Annotated in this window: 18 protein-coding genes; 7 read left to right on the forward strand and 11 right to left on the reverse strand. The window is 60.3% G+C overall.

Going from position 1 to position 20,221, the window contains the following annotated elements; all coding sequences use genetic code 11:
* Positions 1-226 precede the first annotated feature (226 nt).
* Together ACA049_RS15850 and nhaB are read left to right on the forward strand one after the other, a co-directional pair.
* Complete coding sequence (locus tag ACA049_RS15850) at positions 227-1,540, forward strand: NHL repeat-containing protein (protein WP_497328264.1); 1,314 nt, start codon at positions 227-229, stop codon at positions 1,538-1,540.
* Positions 1,541-1,593: 53 nt separating this feature from the next.
* Positions 1,594-3,096 carry a sodium/proton antiporter NhaB gene (gene nhaB / locus ACA049_RS15855; protein WP_497328265.1) on the forward strand — a complete coding sequence of 501 codons (1,503 nt, stop codon included), beginning with the start codon at positions 1,594-1,596 and terminating at the stop codon, positions 3,094-3,096.
* Between the two features lie 132 nt (positions 3,097-3,228).
* Here the strand turns inward: nhaB and ACA049_RS15860 are convergent, their stop codons facing one another.
* The 3 genes from ACA049_RS15860 to gnd are packed head-to-tail and all read right to left on the reverse strand — an operon-like array spanning position 3,229 to position 6,547.
* A complete protein-coding gene (locus ACA049_RS15860) occupies positions 3,229-4,050 on the reverse strand; it encodes an HAD family hydrolase (protein WP_497328266.1) in 822 nt (273 codons plus the stop codon).
* Positions 4,047-5,570 carry a glucose-6-phosphate dehydrogenase gene (gene zwf, locus ACA049_RS15865; RefSeq protein ID WP_497328267.1) on the reverse strand — a complete coding sequence of 508 codons (1,524 nt, stop codon included), beginning with the start codon at positions 5,568-5,570 and terminating at the stop codon, positions 4,047-4,049. Before zwf ends, ACA049_RS15860 begins: the two co-directional genes overlap by 4 nt.
* Positions 5,567-6,547, reverse strand: a complete 981-nt coding sequence (gnd, locus tag ACA049_RS15870) for a phosphogluconate dehydrogenase (NAD(+)-dependent, decarboxylating) (RefSeq protein WP_497328268.1) — start codon at positions 6,545-6,547, stop codon at positions 5,567-5,569. Before gnd ends, zwf begins: the two co-directional genes overlap by 4 nt.
* Before the next feature lie 270 nt (positions 6,548-6,817).
* Here gnd and ACA049_RS15875 point away from each other — a divergent pair, with 270 nt between their 5' ends.
* The 4 genes from ACA049_RS15875 to ACA049_RS15890 all read left to right on the forward strand — a co-directional run bounded on the left by ACA049_RS15875 (position 6,818) and on the right by ACA049_RS15890 (position 11,772).
* Positions 6,818-7,000 carry a DUF6026 family protein gene (locus ACA049_RS15875; protein WP_109630878.1) on the forward strand — a complete coding sequence of 61 codons (183 nt, stop codon included), beginning with the start codon at positions 6,818-6,820 and terminating at the stop codon, positions 6,998-7,000.
* Between the two features lie 204 nt (positions 7,001-7,204).
* A complete protein-coding gene (locus tag ACA049_RS15880; protein WP_497328269.1) occupies positions 7,205-8,950 on the forward strand; it encodes a phosphoethanolamine transferase CptA in 1,746 nt (581 codons plus the stop codon).
* A gap of 277 nt (positions 8,951-9,227) precedes the next feature.
* Entirely contained in the window at positions 9,228-11,465 is a 2,238-nt protein-coding gene (locus ACA049_RS15885; protein WP_497328270.1) for a TonB-dependent siderophore receptor, read from the forward strand.
* A 97-nt stretch (positions 11,466-11,562) separates the two neighbouring features.
* Positions 11,563-11,772: a hypothetical protein gene (locus tag ACA049_RS15890; RefSeq protein WP_461981970.1), complete on the forward strand. Its 210-nt coding sequence runs from the start codon at positions 11,563-11,565 to the stop codon at positions 11,770-11,772.
* Between the two features lie 56 nt (positions 11,773-11,828).
* Here ACA049_RS15890 and chrA read toward each other — a convergent pair whose 3' ends face one another.
* The 6 genes from chrA to ACA049_RS15920 all read right to left on the reverse strand — a co-directional run bounded on the left by chrA (position 11,829) and on the right by ACA049_RS15920 (position 16,492).
* Entirely contained in the window at positions 11,829-13,034 is a 1,206-nt protein-coding gene (gene chrA / locus ACA049_RS15895; protein WP_497328271.1) for a chromate efflux transporter, read from the reverse strand.
* 6 nt (positions 13,035-13,040) lie between these two features.
* Positions 13,041-13,532 carry a GNAT family N-acetyltransferase gene (locus tag ACA049_RS15900; protein WP_497336881.1) on the reverse strand — a complete coding sequence of 164 codons (492 nt, stop codon included), beginning with the start codon at positions 13,530-13,532 and terminating at the stop codon, positions 13,041-13,043.
* A 102-nt stretch (positions 13,533-13,634) separates the two neighbouring features.
* Entirely contained in the window at positions 13,635-14,216 is a 582-nt protein-coding gene (locus ACA049_RS15905; RefSeq protein WP_497328272.1) for a DinB family protein, read from the reverse strand.
* 18 nt (positions 14,217-14,234) lie between these two features.
* Positions 14,235-15,353, reverse strand: a complete 1,119-nt coding sequence (gene zapE, locus ACA049_RS15910) for a cell division protein ZapE (protein ID WP_497328273.1) — start codon at positions 15,351-15,353, stop codon at positions 14,235-14,237.
* 28 nt (positions 15,354-15,381) lie between these two features.
* On the reverse strand, positions 15,382-15,723 hold the full coding sequence (locus tag ACA049_RS15915) for a nuclear transport factor 2 family protein (RefSeq protein WP_497328274.1): 342 nt from the start codon (positions 15,721-15,723) through the stop codon (positions 15,382-15,384).
* A gap of 52 nt (positions 15,724-15,775) precedes the next feature.
* Positions 15,776-16,492: a helix-turn-helix transcriptional regulator gene (locus ACA049_RS15920; RefSeq protein ID WP_497328275.1), complete on the reverse strand. Its 717-nt coding sequence runs from the start codon at positions 16,490-16,492 to the stop codon at positions 15,776-15,778.
* Between the two features lie 446 nt (positions 16,493-16,938).
* Here ACA049_RS15920 and ACA049_RS15925 point away from each other — a divergent pair, with 446 nt between their 5' ends.
* Positions 16,939-17,991: an aldo/keto reductase gene (locus ACA049_RS15925; protein WP_497328276.1), complete on the forward strand. Its 1,053-nt coding sequence runs from the start codon at positions 16,939-16,941 to the stop codon at positions 17,989-17,991.
* 101 nt (positions 17,992-18,092) lie between these two features.
* Here ACA049_RS15925 and speB read toward each other — a convergent pair whose 3' ends face one another.
* Together speB and ACA049_RS15935 are read right to left on the reverse strand one after the other, a co-directional pair.
* Complete coding sequence (speB, locus tag ACA049_RS15930) at positions 18,093-19,052, reverse strand: agmatinase (protein ID WP_497328277.1); 960 nt, start codon at positions 19,050-19,052, stop codon at positions 18,093-18,095.
* 17 nt (positions 19,053-19,069) lie between these two features.
* Positions 19,070-20,161: a polyamine ABC transporter substrate-binding protein gene (locus tag ACA049_RS15935; protein WP_497328278.1), complete on the reverse strand. Its 1,092-nt coding sequence runs from the start codon at positions 20,159-20,161 to the stop codon at positions 19,070-19,072.
* Positions 20,162-20,221 lie beyond the last annotated feature (60 nt).

The raw sequence follows: 20,221 nt of genomic DNA on the forward strand, positions 1-20,221 counted from the left end.
CGTATCCCCTGTAGGCGCTGTCGAGTGAAACGAGGCTGCGATCTTTTTTGCTTTATTACTTGGCACGCTGGCCAGTGGTTCGAAAAGACACTGTTCTGGCACAAAGCGACCCTCCACCTGTTAGTTGTGACAGTTGTGCAATCGAGCGTTCAGGGATTGAATGTTTGGCACACGCAGTTGTCCTCCCGGTCCCCGGGATTCGGTCAGCTCGCAAGGAGATGCGCGCATGCCAAACCAGACTGCTTTTGCCCGACCTGCAACGCAGTACACGGCCGGCCACCTTGATAAAAATTTCGCCACCAAAGGCAAAACCCAGGTGTACTTTGCCGGCAGCACATCGAGCATCGCCAACAGCGTGGCGATCGACTCAAGCGGTCGCGTGCTGGTGGCGGCGAAAGTCGGCACGCGCGGCGGCCACTGCTTTGGTCTGGCTCGCTTGCTTGCAGACGGTTCCGCGGACCTGGCATTCGGTACTCAAGGCAGTGTCATCGGGCAATTCCAGCGCGGTTACGAGGCCATGGCGGGCAAAGTCCTGGTATTGGACGACGGGAATATCCTGGTCGCCGGCCTGCACTATGAAGACGCTCACCGAACGCTGCCGGCCTTGGCGCTGCTGGACTCGCAAGGTCAACCCGTCAAGGAATTTGGCGACAATGGACTCTGTGTCATTCGGCTGCCGGGGAATCTGTCACTGGGTGTGCGCGACGCCTGGCTCCCTCCCGGTGTACCGGGGGCCGAAGCCTGCGACGTCCAGGTACAGGCAGACGGCCGAATCCTGCTGCTGGCCAACCACCCATTCGAACTGGCCGATCACGTTGGCCTGCTGATTCGCCTCACCGACAGAGGCGAGCTCGATACCTCCTTCAACGGCCGCGGTTTTGTCATGGTCAGGCATTTGCTGATGAACTCCTGGCTCAGCAACCTGATGGTGCAGCGAGACGGCCGGATTATGGTCGGCGGATCGATGAATTTTCCTGAAGAAGGCTTGCTCGCGCGCTACTTGCCCGACGGCCGCCTGGATGATCACTTCGCCGTGGATGGTTTCATGACCTTCAGTGTTCAGGGGCACAGTGTTCAGGTCAGCCAGATCGTCCAGCTGGAAGATGGCGATTTGCAGTGTTTTGGCAGCAGTCGCGATCCGATGCACAGCCTGGCGCTGAAACTGCACAGCAACGGTCGCCCGGACGTTCATTGCAACGGTGGCCAGCCACACCTGCTGAAAATCGGGCGCAGCGGTTGCCAGTGGAACGCCGCGCAACTCCAGCCGGACGGCCGAGTACTGGCGGTGGGCGCCACGATTGGCGGGGTTGAAGCGGACTTTCTGCTGGCCCGGTATTTACCCGGAGGACAACTGGATCCCGGTTTCGCCGAGGGCACCTGCTGGGTTCGCACGCGTCTGGGCCACAGCCTGGACACCGCCACGTCGGTGGCCGTTCAGGCGGATGGAGGCATCGTCGTAGGCGGTTATTCGCTGGATGGCAACTATCGGGCGGTCGTGGTGCGCTATCTCGGTCAGGACAACAACTTTTCCCACACTTGATCTTCCCCTCGGCTTACGGCAAGTTGCGCGCTTCTTAATACAAGGAGTAGCCGATGTCCGGTTCAATGGCCCAGGCCTTCGCGCATAATTTTCTCGGCCACTCACCCCGCTGGTACAAGGCGAGCATTGTCGGCTTCCTGATCCTCAACGCCCTGGTGTTGTGGACGGTCGGCCCGGTCGCGGCCGGTTGGCTGCTGGTTCTGGAATTCATCTTCACCCTGGCCATGGCGCTCAAGTGTTATCCGCTGATGCCCGGCGGGTTGCTGCTGGTCGAAGCGCTGCTGCTGAAAATGACCACGCCCCAGGCGCTCTATGACGAACTGGTGCACAACTTTCCGGTGATCCTGCTGCTGATGTTCATGGTGGCCGGCATCTACTTCATGAAAGACCTGCTGCTGTTCCTGTTCTCGCGGCTGTTGCTGGGGGTTCGTTCCAAGGCCCTGCTGGCCTTGATGTTCTGCTTCCTCTCGGCCTTTCTGTCGGCGTTCCTCGATGCCTTGACGGTGACGGCGGTGATCATCAGTGCCGCCGTGGGGTTTTATTCGGTGTATCACCGCGTTGCGTCGGGCAACGATCCGCGCCAGGACAGTGAATTCAGCAATGACCAGCACCTCCCCAAACTGCATCATGACGACCTTGATCAGTTCCGCGCGTTCCTGCGCAGCCTGCTGATGCACGGCGCTGTGGGCACGGCGTTGGGCGGTGTCTGCACATTGGTTGGCGAGCCGCAGAACTTGTTGATCGGCCATGAAATGGGCTGGCACTTCTCCGAGTTCTTTCTGAAAGTTGCGCCCGTTTCACTGCCGGTATTGGTCGCAGGCCTGGTGACGTGCGTGCTGCTGGAAAAACTGCGCTGGTTCGGTTACGGCACACTGCTGCCGGACAACGTGCGCGCAGTGCTGGCCAACTACGCCGCCGAAGACAACGCTGAACGCACCTCGCGCCAACGCGCGGCCCTGATCGTTCAAGGGTTGGCGGCGCTAATTTTGATTGGCTGCCTGGCGTTTCACGTCGCTGAAGTGGGCCTGATCGGTTTGATGGTGATCGTGCTGATCACCGCCTTCACCGGCATTACCGACGAGCACCGTATCGGCAATGCGTTCAAGGACGCCATGCCGTTCACGGCATTGCTGGTGGTGTTCTTCGCAGTGGTCGCGGTGATCCACGATCAGCAGTTGTTCACGCCGCTGATCCAGTGGGTGCTGGCGCTGCCGGCCGATCAGCAGCCAGGCATGTTGTTTATTGCCAACGGTCTGCTGTCGGCCATCAGCGATAACGTGTTTGTGGCGACCATTTACATCACCGAAGTGAAACAGGCATTCATCTCCGGCCATATGAGTCGGGAACACTTTGAGACGCTGGCGATTGCGATCAATACCGGCACTAACCTGCCAAGCGTGGCGACGCCCAATGGTCAGGCGGCGTTTCTGTTCTTGCTGACGTCGGCGATTGCGCCGCTGATTCGGCTGTCGTATGGGCGGATGGTGTGGATGGCGTTGCCGTACACGGTGGTGATGGGTGTGTTGGGTTGGTACGCCGTCAGCTACTGGCTGTAAACACCGACCAACCTGTAGGAGCTGTCGAGTGAAACGAGGCTGCGATCTTTTGATCTTGTTTTTAAAAAATCAAAGTCAAAAGATCGCAGCCTCGTTTTACTCGACAGCTCCTACAGGGATCAGGGGATCAGTTCAGGGGTTAAGGATGTATCGCTCAATCGCCTGGGCCGCGCCGTCTTCGGTATTGGCGCCTGTCACCACATCGGCCTGGCGCTTCACCGCTTCTTCCGCCTGCCCCATGGCAATCGACAACCCGGCACAATGAAACATCGCCGGGTCATTGCCGCCATCGCCCATCGCGACAGTCTGCTCCAGCGGCACACCGAGAAACTCGGCCAGTGTCGCCAACGCCGCGCCCTTGTTCGCTTGCATCGCCGTCACGTCCAGATACACCGGCTGCGACCTCGAGACCTGTGCCTGGCCTTCCACCTTCGGCAACAACTGCGCTTCCAGTTCAATCAACAACTGCGTGTTGTTGCTGGTGGCGACGATCTTGTCGATGCGCGTCAGGAACGGCTCGAAACTCTCGACCACCACCGGCGGATAGCCGAGGCCGTGCTGCTCGCGCGGAACCATCGGCCCGTTCGGGTCCTTCAGTAACCAGTCACCACCGCTGAACACCCAAACTTCCACGTCCGGCTGATCGGCAAACAATGCCAGCGCCGTCAGCGCAGCGGTGGCCGGCAAATAATGCGCGACCAGCAAACTGCCGTCCGGATTGACGATCGTGCCGCCATTGAACGCCGCCGTTGGCAAGTCGACACCGAGGGCTTCGATCTGCTGCAGCATGGCTTTGGGTGGACGCCCGGTGGCCAGGCTGAACAGCACGCCAGCCTCGCGCAAGGATCGGACGGCCTCGATGGTGCGCTGGCTGAGCGTGTGATCGGGCAGCAGCAAGGTGCCGTCCATGTCGCTCAACAGAAAACGGATGGGCTGTTGCGGGACGTCACTCATCCGAGGCTGTGCCAGACGCGACCGTCGCGAGCCAGCAGTTCATCGGCCGTTTTCGGGCCGTTGTCGCCGGCCGGATAGCTCTGAACGCTCGCGTCCTGCTGCCAGGCATCGAGGAATGGCTGCACGGCGCGCCAGCCGTTCTCGATGTTGTCGGCGCGCTGGAACAGCGTCTGATCGCCAGTGAGGCAATCGTAGATCAGCGTTTCGTAGCCGGTGGACGGCTGCATTTCAAAGAAATCCTTGTAGGCAAAACCCAACTCGATGTTGGCCATTTTCAGCGCCGGCCCGGGCCGCTTGGCCAGCAGGTCGAACCACATGCCTTCGTTGGGTTGAATCTGGATCCGCAGATAGGTCGGTTGCAGCTCATCGACCTCGGTATCGCGGAACTGCGCGTAAGGCGCAGGCTTGAAGCAGATGACGATCTCGGTGTCACGCACGCTCATGCGCTTGCCGGTGCGCAGGTAGAACGGCACGCCGACCCAACGCCAGTTGTCGATCATGACCTTCAGCGCAACGTAGGTTTCGGTGTTGCTGTCGGGTGCGACGTTGCCTTCCTCGCGATACCCGGCCAAGGGTTTGCCATCGCGTTCGCCGGCCGTGTATTGGCCCCGCACCGAGTTGGCCCGCGCCTCTTCCGTGGACCACGGGCGTATCGCGCCGACCACTTTGGCTTTCTCGCCACGGACCGCATCGGCGCCAAAAGCAGCCGGCGGTTCCATTGCCACCATCGCCAGCAACTGGAACAGGTGATTGGGCACCATGTCCCGCAAGGCGCCGGTGTGTTCATAAAAACTGCCACGGGTTTCCACGCCGACGGTTTCGGCGGCGGTGATCTGCACGTGGTCGATGTAATGGTTGTTCCAGAACGCTTCGAACAGGCTGTTGGAGAACCGGCTGATCAGAATGTTCTGCACGGTCTCCTTGCCCAGGTAGTGGTCGATCCGATAGATCTGGTTTTCCGACATCACCTTGAGCAGACACGCGTTCAAGGCTTCAGCGGTGTGCAGATCGGAGCCGAACGGTTTTTCGATCACTACCCTTCTGAACGCGTCGGGTGTCTCTTGCAGCAAGCCGGCGGCGCCGAGGCGGCGCACCACTTCGCTGAAGAAACGGGGCGCGGTGGCCAGGTAGAACACCGCATTGCCCGTGCCGCTGGCGGCGATTTTCGCCGCCAGCGCTTGATAAGTGCTGTCGTCCAGGAAGTCGCCCTGGACGTAGCTGATGCCTTTGGCCAGTTTGGCCCACAGCGCCGGGTCAAGGGCTTCATCGCCCTTGCCGACTTTGGTGGCCGCTTCGGTCCGGATGAAATCTTCGAGCTTCTGCGCAAAGGCTTCGTCACTGATGGCGTTGTGGTCAACGCCGATGATCCGCAGTCCATCGCCAAGCAGACCGTCGCGACTCAGGTTGTACAGCGCCGGCATCAGCAAACGCTTGACCAGGTCACCATGGGCACCGAACAAAAACAGCGTGGTCGGTGGTGCGGGTTCTGCCTTGGATTTATTGCGGATCAGACGAGTCATTTTTTAGAAGTCTCCACATGGCCGCCGAAGCCGAAGCGCTGGGCCGAGAGAATCTTGTCGCCAAAGGTGCCTTGGCCGCGCGAACGGTAGCGGGAGAACAGCGAGTTCGACAGCACCGGTACAGGCACCGATTGCTCCATGGCAGCTTCGATGGTCCAGCGACCTTCACCGCTGTCCGCCACCGAGCCTGAGTAACCCTCGAGCTTCGGATCGCTGGCCAGTGCGTCGGCGGTCAGGTCGAGCAGCCAGGACGACACGACGCTGCCACGGCGCCAGACTTCGGCAATGTCGGCCACGTTCAGGTCAAAACGCTGGTCTTCCGGCAGGTTTTCGCTGGCCTTGGTCTTGAGAATGTCGAAGCCTTCGGCGAAGGCCTGCATCATTCCGTACTCGATGCCGTTGTGGATCATTTTCACGAAATGGCCAGAGCCTGCGGGACCGGCGTGGATGTAACCGCGCTCGGCGCGATCGTCTTCCGATTTGCGGTCCTTGGTGCGCGGGATGTCGCCCATGCCCGGTGCCAGGCTGTCGAACAGCGGATCAAGGCGTTTAACCACCTCGGCTTCGCCGCCGATCATCATGCAGTAACCGCGCTCCAGGCCCCAGACGCCACCGGACGTGCCGACGTCGATGTAGTGCAGGCCTTTCTCCGAAAGGGTTTTCGCCCGGCGGATGTCGTCCTTATAGAAGGTGTTGCCGCCGTCGATGATGGTGTCGCCGGCTTCGAGCAAGGTGCTCAGGGTGTCGATGGTGTCTTCGGTCGGCGCGCCGGCCGGCAGCATGACCCACACCGCACGTGGCTTGGCCAGGCCTGCGACCAGCGCTGGCAGGTCGATGACGCCCTTGGCGCCTTCTGCGGCCAGGGTGTCGACGAAGGCGGTATTGCGGTCGTAAACAACGGTGGTATGCCCGTTGAGCATCAGGCGACGCGCAATATTTCCGCCCATGCGGCCCAGTCCAATAATCCCGAGTTGCATGTGCTGATGCTCCCTACTACAAATAAAGTGTGTCAAAGGTTATAGCCCAACGCGACTAATGTGGGTTAGTCCAGAGCGCTGGCGTGAAGTTTCCGGGCATTGTGCCCGATCCTGACTGATAACGTCAGAAATCGAACTGAAGACACAACGACCATGAAAAATAAAAAAGTTCCATTCAGGGGCAAAAGAAATCAAGATTGGCGCCGATAGTAAATAAGCACCGATGTCGGAGCGGATTTACAGTTGAGACAGCCATTTGCGAGGTGAGCAATGGGCACAGTACAAGCAGCACGGCCAGCACAAACCCTTTACGTCACGATCCGTCGTGATGAATTGCGCCAGTTGAAAGAAGAGCGCGACTTGTTGAAGCAGGAGCTCGCGCAGCTGCGCTTACTCACACAAAGCTCTTCGGCTCAGCCCTTGCCCGTCACTCAGCGTGCTCCTCACGCCTGATTACCTCGCTTGATTCGGAAACAGCCTCCTGCTGTTTCCGATACCGCTTCCCTGCCTTGCCGTTTACGGCAACTCACAAAGTTTTCACATCGAAGTGTTGATACTCCGGCTCATTATGGCCGCTCGGTATCCGCGCGGCTTCCGTTCGTCGGCAACATGGAAGGCTCCCGACGGGTCGACGTGATTACTTGGCTGGAGCGCTGAATGACTGTGTTCAAACGCAGCACTACGACTGCGAAAGGTTTTGATTGGGCAGGATTTCTCTGGTTATTCCTGTTCTTCTGGTATTTTTCCGGCATTACCCAGCTGCTGATCCAACTGACGGGCACCTCGGGTTTCACCGGGTTCCGCCAGGCCTTTGTGATGAGCGCCATCTGGCTCGCGCCGATGCTGCTGTTCCCTAGACAGACTCGCGTCATGGCCGCGTTGATCGGCGTGGTGCTGTGGGCCTGTTCGATGGCCAGCCTGGGTTACTTCTTCATCTATCAGCAGGAATTTTCCCAGAGCGTCATCTTCATCATGTTCGAATCGAACATCTCTGAAGCGGGCGAGTACATGACCCAGTATTTCGCCTGGTGGATGGTGGCGGCGTTCCTCGCCCACACCCTGTTCGCGTATTTCCTGTGGACCCGCCTGCGCCCGGTGTACATGCCGCGCGGTCGTGCGCTGGTGGCCGCGACTGCCATTCTGGTGGCCGTGGTCGGTTACCCGCTGATCAAGCAAACCGCGCGCACCGGCAGCCTGGCCGGCGGCTTCGAGAAATTCGAAACCCGTATCGAGCCGGCGGTGCCTTGGCAGATGGCGGTGGCGTATCACCGTTACCTCGACACCCTGGCCGGCATGCAAGACATGCTCGACAGCGCGAGCAAGATTCCACCGCTCAAGAACCTCAAGGACACGATGGCCAACCAGCCAGCGACCCTGGTGCTGGTGATCGGCGAATCCACCAACCGCCAGCGCATGAGCCTCTACGGCTACCCGCGTGAAACCACGCCGGAACTGGACAAGCTCAAGGACCAAATGGCGGTCTTCGACAACGTCATCACCCCGCGCCCTTACACCATCGAGGCGTTGCAGCAAGTGCTGACCTTCGCCGACGAAGAAAACCCGGACCTGTACCTGTCCACGCCGTCGCTGGTCAGCATGATGAAACAGGCGGGTTACAAGACCTTCTGGATCACCAACCAGCAAACCATGACCAAGCGCAACACCATGCTCACGACGTTCTCCGAACAGGCCGACGAGCAGGTGTACCTGAACAACAACCGCAACCAGAACGCCGCGCAGTACGATGGCGACGTGATTGCGCCGTTCAACAAGGCCCTGGCAGACGCCGCGCCGCGCAAGCTGATCGTGGTGCATTTGCTCGGCACGCACATGAGCTATCAGTACCGGTATCCGCCGACCTTCAACAAGTTCACCGATCGCAAAGGCGTGCCCGAGGGCGTGCGTGACGATCAGGTGCCGACGTACAACAGCTACGACAACGCCGTGCTGTACAACGACTTCGTGGTCTCGAGTCTGATCAAGGACTACGCCAAGTCCGATCCAAACGGCTTCCTGATGTACCTCTCGGACCACGGCGAAGATGTTTTCGACTCCGCGGGCCACAGTACGCTGGGGCGCAACGAAGCCAAGCCGACGGCACCGATGTACACCATTCCGTTCATGGCCTGGGCATCGCCGAAATGGCGTGAAACCCACGACTGGAGCTTTGCCGGTGACCTGGCGCGGCCTTACAGCAGCTCGCAGCTGATCCACACCTGGGCGGATCTGGCGGGTCTGAGTTTCGATGAACTGGACCGCAGCAAGAGCCTGGTCAGCGACAGCTTCAAGCCGCGGCCGTTGATGATTGGCAATCCGTATGAACGTCAGTCGCATCCGTTGATTGACTTCAGCCTGATGAAGCCCAAGGGCACGCCGGCGGATCCGGAAGTGGCTCAGAAGTAGCTCTCTAGATAAAGAACCTGTGGGAGCGGGCTTGCTCGCGAAAGCGGTGTGTCAGCCAACGTTGATGTTGAAGCTGACGGCCCCTTCGCGAGCAAGCCCGCTCCCACAGGGCTTCGCATGAGGCCACAGGTCATGTGTTTTCTGCTTTCTTCTGCCTGAAAGCCATTTTCGAAACATCTTAAAATAACAATAATTCTCGTTTAGACCTAAATCCCCTCTCCCCCCTTCGTCTTTGAACAAACGGAATTTTTCCCTCGAAGACAAGGAGTCGGCTGCGATGTTCGCGCCTATCACCCGTTCCATGACCTTTACCCTGGGCCTGTGCAGTGCTGCCCTGAGCCCCGATCTATTGGCTGAATCCGCCCCAGATCCAGCACCAAGTCGCACCCTTGAACTGGGCGCCACCAATGTGACCGCCCAGGGATTGGGCACCACCACCGAAAACACCGAGTCGTACACCACCGGCGCCATGAGCACCGCAACGCGCCTGAACCTGTCGATCAAGGAAACGCCGCAATCGGTGTCCGTGGTCACGCGCCAGCAGATGGACGATTTCAAACTCGGCACGCTCTCCGAAGCCATGAGCCAGACCACCGGCGTGGTGGTTCAGCACAACGACTCGGACCGCGTCAGCTATTCCTCCCGCGGTTACTCGATCAACAATTTCCAGATCGACGGGATGCTCAACACCTTCAGCTACATGAAGTCTGATTCCGACACCATCATCTACGACCGCATCGAAGTGGTTCGCGGCGCGACCGGCCTGACAACGGGTGCCGGTGACCCTTCTGCGACCATCAACATGGTGCGCAAACGGCCGACCGCGCAATGGGAAGCCCAGACCGGTGTCAGCGGTGGCAGTTATGACGATTACTACAGCTATGTGGACGTCGGCGGACCGCTGGCCTTCGACGGGCGCCTGCGCGGTCGCAGTGTGCTGGCCTATCGCGACAGCGGTTCTTACCGCGACAAGTACGCGCTGCAACGGGAAGTCGGCTACGGCATTCTCGAAGCCGACCTGACCGACGACACCGTGCTGGCTGGGGGTTACGACTATCAGGACAAACAGGTGCAAGGCACCTCCTGGGGCACCGTGCCGTACTGGAACGCTGACGGCAGCAAAGCCAACCTCCCACGCTCCACCAACATGGCCACGCCGTGGAGTTCATGGCCGTTGAAGGACAAGACCGCGTTTGCCACGCTGGACCAGCAACTGGGCGCCGGCTGGCACCTCAAGGCGGCCTACACCCACCGCGAGAGTGACACCGACGGCAAGATCTACTACGGCGGTGGCGGCTTCCCCGAGGCGGATCGCAGCGGCATGTTCGCCAACGTCAGCCACATGGTCGGCACGCAAAAAATGAAGGCGTATGACTTCAACGTGTCCGGCCCCTATTCGCTGTTCGGGCGTGAGCACGAAATGATGATCGGCTATGGCGAAGCCGAACGCAGCGAAGACAACCCCTACACGGTAGACGGCCCACGGTCGGCTGATTACGAGAAAGTCCCCGACTGGAAGTACATGGGTGGCATTCCCAAATTCCCTGACACCGTCACCGGCCTGAAAGGCTCGGATGAACGCACCCGGCAAAAGGCCGGTTACCTGGCCACGCGCCTGACCCTGACCAACGACCTGCACGCGGTACTCGGCAGTCGCTATGGCACCTGGGAAATCTCGAAAACAGCCAACAAGTACGACGGCAACCTGCAACTGACCAGTGTCGAGAACACCAGCCAGCAGCACAACGACATGTGGACGCCGTACGCCGGGTTGCTCTACGACATCACCCCCGAGTACACGGCGTATGTCAGCTACACCGACATCTTCAAGCCGCAGGACGAGCGTGACAGCAATCACAAATACCTCGAGCCGGTGGTCGGCAGCAACTATGAGCTGGGGCTCAAGGGCAGCCTGCTGGACGAGCGACTCAACCTCGCCACTGCGGTGTTCTGGAGCAAGCAGGACAACGTCGCCGAACTCGACGACTCGGTGCCACCGGACCCGGTCACCGGTGAGGAATTCTTCAAATCAGGGGGCAAGGGCAACAAGGTTCAGGGTTTCGAAGCCGAGGTCTCCGGCGAAGTCATGGCGGGCTGGAACATGACGGCCGGCTACACCTACACCCACTCGACCAATGGCGAAAAGCAGCGCAACAACACCAACCAGCCGTTGAACATGTTCCGTTTTTCCACGGCCTATCGCCTGCCCGGCGACTGGCAGGCACTGACCGTGGGCGGCGCGGTGAACTGGCAAAGCGACGTCTACCGCGCCGCCAGACGCCCGGTTGGCCGTGGCGCCGATGGCGAGATCATCACCGCCAGCACCAACATCCGCCAGGAGGCGTACACCGTGGTCAAACTGATGTCGCGTTACCAGTTCGACAAGCACCTGTCCGCTTCGCTGAACGTCGACAACCTGTTCGACAAGAAGTATTACGACAACGTCGGGTTCTACAACGGCGTCTATTGGGGCGACCCGCGCACGGTCACCTTGAGCCTGGACTGGAAGCTCTGACGCGATTAATTCCCAAAAACCGGAATCGGCGGATAATGTCCCGGCGACATTGGTTCATGGATGAAAGGCACCCGATATCCGTAGTGGGAGGCAAACCATGAAACGTACAGCGTTGATCCTCGCCAGTCTGATGATGTTCGGTTCGACCGCAGCATTCGCCGAAGGCGGCGCCGAGCGCATGCGGTATTACTTCGAAACCCTGCATCTCAAACAACAGCAGGCTAATGGCGTCGAAACCAGATCTATTGAACTGAGGGTTCCGAACGATCAAACCGCCCAAGTGACCGAAACCTATCGGCCGAAATAAACGATGACTAACGGGCGTCCTGAGAGGCGCCCTTTTTCATGCCCGATCGAAAGGTTTCAAGCATCCAGCAACACTCCGCACAAACCACCCAGCAGCACCAGCAACCACGGAGGGCATCGCCAGAACAGCAGCGCGATCAAGGCCAGCGCCGCCAACAGGACATCCAGCGGGCTAAAAATCGAGGTGGTCCACAACGGCTGATACAGTGCGGCCAGCAACAACCCGACCACCCCGGCATTCACCCCGGCCAGCGCCGCTTGCACCCGGCCATTGCCACGCAAACGCTGCCAGAATGGCAGGACGCCGATCACCAACAGCAGCGACGGCAGGAATATTGCCACGATGCACACCAGTGCCCCGCTCCAGCCGCTGATGGACGCGCCGAGAAACGCCGCGAAGGTGAACAGCGGCCCCGGAATCGCTTGAGCGGCGGCGTAACCGGCGAGAAACACGTCATTGCTCAGCAGTCCCGTGTTCACCACCTGGCTTTGCAACAGCGGCAATACGACGTGGCCGCCACCGAACACCAGCGCCCCTGTACGGTAGAAGCCGTCGAACAGGCTGATCAGCGCATCTGGCCAGCGATGCGCGATCAGTGGCAAACCCAGCAGCAAAATCACGAACAGACTAATCGCCAGCCAGCTTGCCAGGCGACTGCCCCGAATCGACAGGCCGTCCTGCTGTGCTGCATTTGTGTTGTGCAGCAACGCCAATCCGATCACTGCCGCCACGACCATCACCGCTAACTGCCCGCCAGCCGTTGGCCAGAGCAACACCCCGACCGTCGCCATCAGCATGATGCCCACGCGCACCGGACCCCGGCATAACGTGCGGGCCATGCCCCAAACGGCCTGGGCAACCACGGCGACGGCGACAATTTTCAGCCCGTGAATCAAACCCGCCGGCAACGCCCAGCCACCGTGTGTGATGCCGATTGCCAACAGCGTGAGTATCAACGCCGAAGGCAAGGTGAAACCTGCCCACGCCGCCAATGCCCCCAAGTACCCGGCACGGGACAAACCGAGCGCCATGCCCACCTGACTGCTCGCCGGGCCCGGAAGAAACTGGCACAGGGCAATCAACTCGGCGTAAGCGGCTTCGCTCAGCCAGCGCCGACGCGCTACGAACTCACTGCGAAAATAGCCCAGATGCGCGACAGGGCCGCCAAACGAGGTCAGCCCCAGGCGCAGGAAGATCAGGAAAATCGCCCACGGGTTGTCTGCCTTGGGCACCCTGCCCTGTGCGCCATCGCGGCTGTTCATGCGCCGTTAAAGCTCTTTGGTCCAGAACAGCATGCGGCCATGGGCCGGGTCGAACATGCCGGGCGCGAATCCGAACTTGCCATAGGACGCCTGCGCGACAGCATTGCCTTCGAGGACTTCCAGGGTGATCTTGCAGCAGCCCCGTTGACGGGCGATATCTTCCACCTTTTGCAGCATCTTCTGGCTCAGCCCCAGGCCGCGAAATTTCGGCGCGACCGACACATCGTGCACGTTGACCAGCGGCCGACAGGCAAACGTCGAGAAACCTTCGAAGCAATTGACCAGCCCGGCCGGCGCACCGCCGACAAACGCCAGTACGCTGAACGCATGGGGACGCTTGGCCAGTTCCCCCGGCAGTTGTTGCAGGATGTCTTCGGGCAACGGGTGCCCACCGCCCATCGGGTCTTCAGCATAGGCATTGAGCACGACACCGATGGCCTCGGCATGCAGCGGATTGGTGTAGCTGGCTTGAAGTACCAGAATTTCTGCGGATTCCATTTCCATCGTCAACGTCCCGTCAAGTTGTCCCGGCGCGTCGCTCGCGCCGGGAGGTCGACGGACATTATCGCGAGGCGCATTCGTCGACAACCCGAACCTGCTTCAAACGCCCCAGATCAGCGTTTCGGTCCAGCCCAACTCGGCAAAATCCTCGGCCCGCAGGCGCGATTCGCCGGCACAGAAAAACTCGTCCAGTTGCGGCGGTTTGACCGAGGTGCCGCTGAGCATGGCGTGCACCTGGCCGCGGTGATGAAGCTGGTGCTCGAACAGGTGCGAGAGCAGGCGCAAACGGCTGTCATGTTGCGGCGTGTCCCGGGCGATGGTCACGATTCGCCCAAGATCGGCGTCGCGCAGTTGCTCGCAGTAGGCAATCAGGCGACGGTCGACATGCGCCTGTTCACGCTGCAGATCGGCGCCCACCGCGAACGGTTCGTCTTGGGCAAAGAACACATAGCAATCAGGGTGTGGATCGTCACCGCGCAACTCGCGCTCCAGCGCATCCACGTAAAACCAGTCGCAGGTGAGGATGTGGTTGAGGGTCGCAATGAGGCTGGGGAAGAAGCTGACGCGCGGTGCCGCCAGTTCTGCCGGGCTCAACTGATTCCACGCCTTGGCGAGTCGGTGATTGGCCCAAGCATTCTGGTACGCCATGGTCAACAAATGGTGAGACAGAGGCTGATTCATATTCGCGGCTCCCGGCCATCAGGCTTCGGCGAAACGTTGCAGCTGCATTTCCTGTAGACGGCTTAATGTGCGGCGGAACGGGAATTCCAGATAACCCTCGGTGTACAGCGCCGCCATGGGCACTTGCGCTTCGAGGTACAGCGGCACCTTGCGGTCGTAGCACTCGTCCACCAGCGCAATGAAACGCCGGACACCGTCGTCATGCACCGACAATTGCGGCAGCTCGCGATCACCGGCCACCACGCGCTCGGCACCGTCCTCGGTGCCTCGGGCGATGCGTCCTTCGCGTTTCTGCGCGCTGAGGTTGGGCACCTCACTCAACAGAATAGCGCTGAAGGTGTCGCACAGCGCCATGAAGTCCATGGCGGCAAACGGTTGCTCGCACAGGTCGGCGTAGCGGCACCAGAGCACCGTCGAACTGGCCTGCACAACGTTGATCGAACGGTAACCGACCGTGATCGGCTCGCTGGACGTTGACTGGCCGACGGTCAAGCCCTTGAACACTTCACCGAGCGCGCTGGGTTGCCCGGGCGCCGCCACCCAATAACGTTGCAGGCCAGCGCCCGGGTGCAGGCGATGGTCTTCGCCGCCGTCCACCGCGATCACCTGCATGTGCTGTTTGATCGCCTCGATGGCGGGCACGAAACGGTCGCGGTTGAAGCCATCGGCGTACAGTTGGTCCGGCGGCTGATTGGAGGTGCAGACCACCACCACGCCCTGCTCGAACATCACCTGAAACAAACGCCCGAGAATGATCGCATCGCCGATGTCATTGACGAACAGTTCATCGAAACACAACACCCGCACTTCCTGGCTCAACTCTCGGGCCAATGCCTTCAACGGGTCGGCGGTGCCGGTCAGCTGGAACGAGCGCTGATGCACCCAGCCCATGAAGTGGTGGAAGTGCTGGCGTCGGGCCGGGACCTTGAGGTTTTGATAGAACTGGTCCATCAACCAGGTCTTGCCCCGCCCGACCGGGCCCCAGAGATAAACGCCGGTGACCGGCGTGCGCCCTTCATGCAAGGCTTCGTGGCATTTTTGCAGCGCCCACACGGCATGTTCCTGGGCTTCGTCCTGGACGAAGCCCTTTTGTTCGATGGCGTGTTGCCAGGCGCTTAGGGGAGAGTCGACATTCATGCGCGGGAGTATGCCACGGCGTCTGGATTTACAGAGAGATGTCTAGCCGGGCGATCTTGCCCTGATCGTTTAGACGGAACATGTAACGCAGTTCCAGAGGGCTGCCGGGAAACGTCCCGGAAATCAGGTTGTGTACCAGCACTTTGCCGGTGCGTTGCTGAACGTCGAGTACTTCGACTCGTGGTTCATAACGCTGCGCGGTGTCTTGCATCCATTGGGCGATGGCTTGCGTGCCGATCCGGTGCTGGCCCTCATCGAACACGTTGGCATCCTCAGCGAAAAAACTGCCGACCCGCGAGGTGTCGCGGGCATTGGCGGCAGCAATGTAGGCGGCGATGGAGGGTGCCAGTAAAGAGGCTGGATTGGACATGGGTGCGGCTCCTTGTTGTTTGATTCTGGAGCCATGCTAAAACAGGTCTGTGTCAGTTCTTGTCAGGAGTGAAACGTCCGGCGTCATCCAGTTGCATTTGCTTGTGCCAGGTGCGCAACAGGTCGCTGCGTCGCCCCAGGTAACGCTCGCCCTGTTCATGGGCGGCCGAGATACGGTCGGTGCGAAAGGTGCGGTAGGCACTGCGCAATTCACACCAGGCGACGATGATCCGCACCTCATTGAGAAAGCCCAGCGCCAATGGCCAGATCAACCGCTGACTGGGCACTTGATGGACGTCTGCATAGTCGATGTTCAGCTTCGACTGATCGCGGATGGCCTGGCGAAACACGTTCAACGGCACGGCATTTTGCGGATAACCATAACCGCGCGGGCCTGGCAGCACCGTCGGGTTGCGCAAGGCGTCCTGAGCTTCAGGGTCTAACACCGCCGCAATCTTTGCCAGTGCGTCGGCCGCGGCTTTGCTCAACACCTCATCGCCACGCTGATCGACGTAACGCAAGCCCAACACGATGGCTTCGGTTTCGTCGGCATTGAGCATCAAGGGCGGCAGGAACAGACCGCTGCGCAACACATAACCGACACCGGCCTCGCCGAAAATCGGTGCGCCCAGCGCCGTCAGCTCAGCGATGTCGCGGTACAGCGTGCGTTCGGAAATCTCCAGCTCGCCGGCCAACATCGCGGCCGTGGCCGGACGACTTTTGCCTCGCAGCACTTGCAGCAAAGTGAGTAAACGAGTGGTACGCGACACGATCGGCAGGCTCTTTCCTGAAAAGTCGTCGGAGCTTAGCAGAGGCTGCTGTCAGAAACTGGCAGTAGCGAATTCCCCGGGGGGCGCGATGTTGTGGGGCAGATCAAAATCAAAAGCGAGGCGCCTACCGGCCGGCCTGAGCTCACGCGCACGAGTAAACTCAACGCGCCCCCTGTAGGAGCTGTCGAGTGAAACGAGGCTGCGATCTTTTGATCTTGCCGTTGCTTTGCCCAACCGACGCAATGCGTGCGTAAAAGATCAAGATCAAAAGATCGCAGCCTCGTTTCACTCGACAGCTCCTACAAAGGAACTCCATCCACCCGGTGGTCGGCTGTTTTGCCCTGAATGGAAAAGCGCCTTGACGGCTCATATTACTCGCATCATATTAAATACATGTTGCTAGACATTTAAATTGATCCCGCCGTCGTTCTCCAGGAGTTCACCTCATGCATTACAAAGTCTTCGGTCGCAAAACCGGCTTGCGGGTTTCGGAACTGGCGCTGGGCGCCGGCAATTTCGGTACCGGCTGGGGCCATGGCGCCGAGCGTGACGAAGCCAAGCGCATTTTCGATGGTTACCTGGAAGCCGGCGGCAACTTCATCGACACTGCCAACGGCTATCAGGGCGGCCAGTCGGAAGCCATGCTGAGCGAGTTCATTGCAGCGGAGCGTGATCGCTTGGTCATTGCGACCAAATACACCTTGGGGACCACGCCAGCCGCAGGCATTTCCCACACCGGCAATAACCGCAAGAACATGGTTCGCGCCGTGGAAGAAAGCCTGAAACGACTCAACACCGATCACATCGACCTGTTCTGGGCGCACATGAGCGATGGCGTCACGCCGATGGAAGAGATCCTGCGCGGCTTTGACGACCTGGTGCGTGCCGGCAAGATTCACTACGCAGGGCTGTCGAACTTTCCGGCCTGGCGCATCGCTCGCGCGGATTTGTTGGCTGAAGTGCGCGGCTTCTCGCCCATTGCCGCGATTCAGGTCGAGTACAGCCTGGCCGAACGCACGGCTGAACGTGAACAACTGCCGATGGCCGAGGCGTTGGGCCTGGCCGCGACGTTATGGTCGCCGCTGGGTGGCGGCTTCCTCACCGGCAAGTACCGCAACAATGATGGTGACAACCGCGCCGCCAAACTCGGCATGCTGATTCACGCCGAAAAAAGCGCACGGGAAACCGCCCTGCTCGATACCTTGCTGGCCGTTGCGGCGGAGATTGGGGCCAGCCCGACTCACGTGGCCATTGCCTGGCTGCGTGAAAAGGCCACGCGCTCGACGACGGCGCTGATTCCGATTCTGGGTTCGCGCACGCGGGAGCAGCTGGATGCGACGTTGGGGGCTTTGCAGGTGCAGTTGAATGCGGAGCAAGTGGCGCGGCTGGATGGGATAAGTGAGGTGGCGAAAGGTGTGCCGCATGAATCCATTGCCGGGTCTTTTGCACGGTTTACCGGAGCCGTAACCCTCGACCTGCCGATCATTCCAGTGGCCTGAAAAAGGTTCGCGGGCAAGCCTCGCTCCTACAGGTTTTTGGCGTTCACAGACTTTGTGTTCGCTGCAAATCTGTAGGAGCGAGGCTTGCCCGCGAAGGCGTCTTACCGGTCGACCTTATGTTTGGCCGCGTATAAGCACAGCATTTCCATCGCCAACGTCGCCGCCGCCAGCGAAGTAATGTCCGCATGGTCGTAGGCCGGCGCCACTTCCACCACGTCCATGCCCACCAGATTGATCCCGCGCAACCCGCCAAGAATCTCCAGCGCCTGCACCGTACTCAAACCTCCACACACCGGCGTTCCGGTGCCCGGTGCGAAAGCCGGGTCGAGGCAATCGATGTCGAACGTCAGGTACACCGGGTTATCCCCCACCCGCGCACGAATCGCCTCGACGATTGCCTCACACCCTTGCCGATGCACTTGCCGCGCATCCAGCACCTGAAAGCCCTGGTGATCATCATTGGTGGTGCGCAAACCGATCTGCACCGAGCGCGACGGATCCACCAGACCTTCCTTGGCCGCGTGCCAGAACATCGTGCCGTGATCGACGCGCTTGCCCTCTTCGTCCGGCCAGGTGTCGCTGTGGGCATCGAAGTGAATCAACGACAACGGACCATGTTTGCGCGCATGGGCCTTGAGCAGCGGATAGCTGATGAAGTGATCGCCGCCGAACGTCAGCATCGCGCAACCGCCATTCAGGATGTGCTCGGCGTGGGCCTCGATGCTCTCAGGCACCGAGTGCGGCGAGCCGTAATCAAAGTCGCAATCACCGTAGTCAATGACCGCCAGATGATCGAACGGATCAAAGGTCCACGGCCAGTGGCGTTCCCAGGCGATGCCGGTAGACGCGGCGCGAATGCCGCGCGGTCCGAAGCGCGCACCGGGACGGTTGCTGGTGGCGGTGTCGAAAGGCACGCCGCTGACCACCACGTCGACACCGCGCAAATCACGGCTGTAGCGACGGCGCATGAAACTGGTGATACCGGCGTAGGTGCTTTCGGCGGCAGTACCGTAGAGGCTGTCGCGGGTGATGGCCTGATCGTTTTGCATCGGGGCGTCCATGGTGATCTCCTTTTTATTTATTGGCGGCTACGGAAAGTGGTCCACAGGCGCGTGCGCGAACGCATGTCCTTGAGGCTCATGCTGCGGTCGGCGTACAGCCGTTCGCGGGTGTCGGCCAGCGGGAAGATGTCCGGGTCGGTGCGCACGGCTTCGTCCACCAGCGGCGTCGCGGCCTGGTTGGCTGTGGCAAAGAACAGTGTGTTGGTCAGCGCCGCCACGGATTCGGGGCGCAGCATGAATTCGATGAACGCCCGGGCGGCTTCGGGGTGCGGCGCGTCCTTGGGAATCGCTAGGTTGTCCTGCCAGACCAGCGTGCCTTCCTTCGGAATCCGGTAGGCCACTTCATAGGGTTTGTTGGCTTTGCGCGCCTGGTCGGCGGCCATGCTGGCGTCACCGTTGTAGGTCAAGGCCAGGCACACGCTGCCATTGGCCAGATCGTTGATCTGCCGCCCGGTGGCGACGTACAGCACATTGGGCTGCAACTGATGCAACAAGGCCTCGGCGGCGGTCAGATCCGCCTTGTCGGTGCTGTAGGGATCTTTACCGAGATAGTGCAACGCCAGGCCGATCACTTCTTGCGGCGAATCGAGAATCGCGATGCCGCAGTCCTTCAGCGCGCTTGCGTATTGCGGCTTGAACAGCAAGTCGAGACTGTTGAGCGGCACCCCCGGCAAACGTTTTTGCACCGCCTCGACATTCAACCCCAAGCCCAGCGTGCCCCAGGTATACGGCACGCCGAAACGATTGCCGGGGTCGACGGCGGCGAGTTTTTCCAACAGGTCCGGGTCGAGGTTGGCGTAACCCTTGAGCCCTTCGTGAGGAATCTCCTTCAGCGCACCGGCCGCCAAGCCGCGAGCCAGGACGCTGGAGGACGGCACCACCACGTCATAGCCGCTGCCACCGGTCAGCAGTTTGGTTTCCAGCACTTCCGACGAATCGAACGTGTCGTAACGCACGTGAATCCCGGTTTCCTTTTCGAAACGCTGCAAGGTTTCGGGCGCCACGTAATCGGCCCAACTGTAGAGGTTGAGGGTCTTTTCCTCAGCCTGGGCCGACGCGGCCATGGCGAGGAACAGCGCGGGCAAACACAGCTTGAATACGGGAGCCATGACGAACACCTGACCAGAGGAAGTGGTTGCAGCGTGCGCGCTCGGTTACATTGGCGAAAT

This window comes from Pseudomonas sp. LBUM1662 (assembly GCF_059695915.1).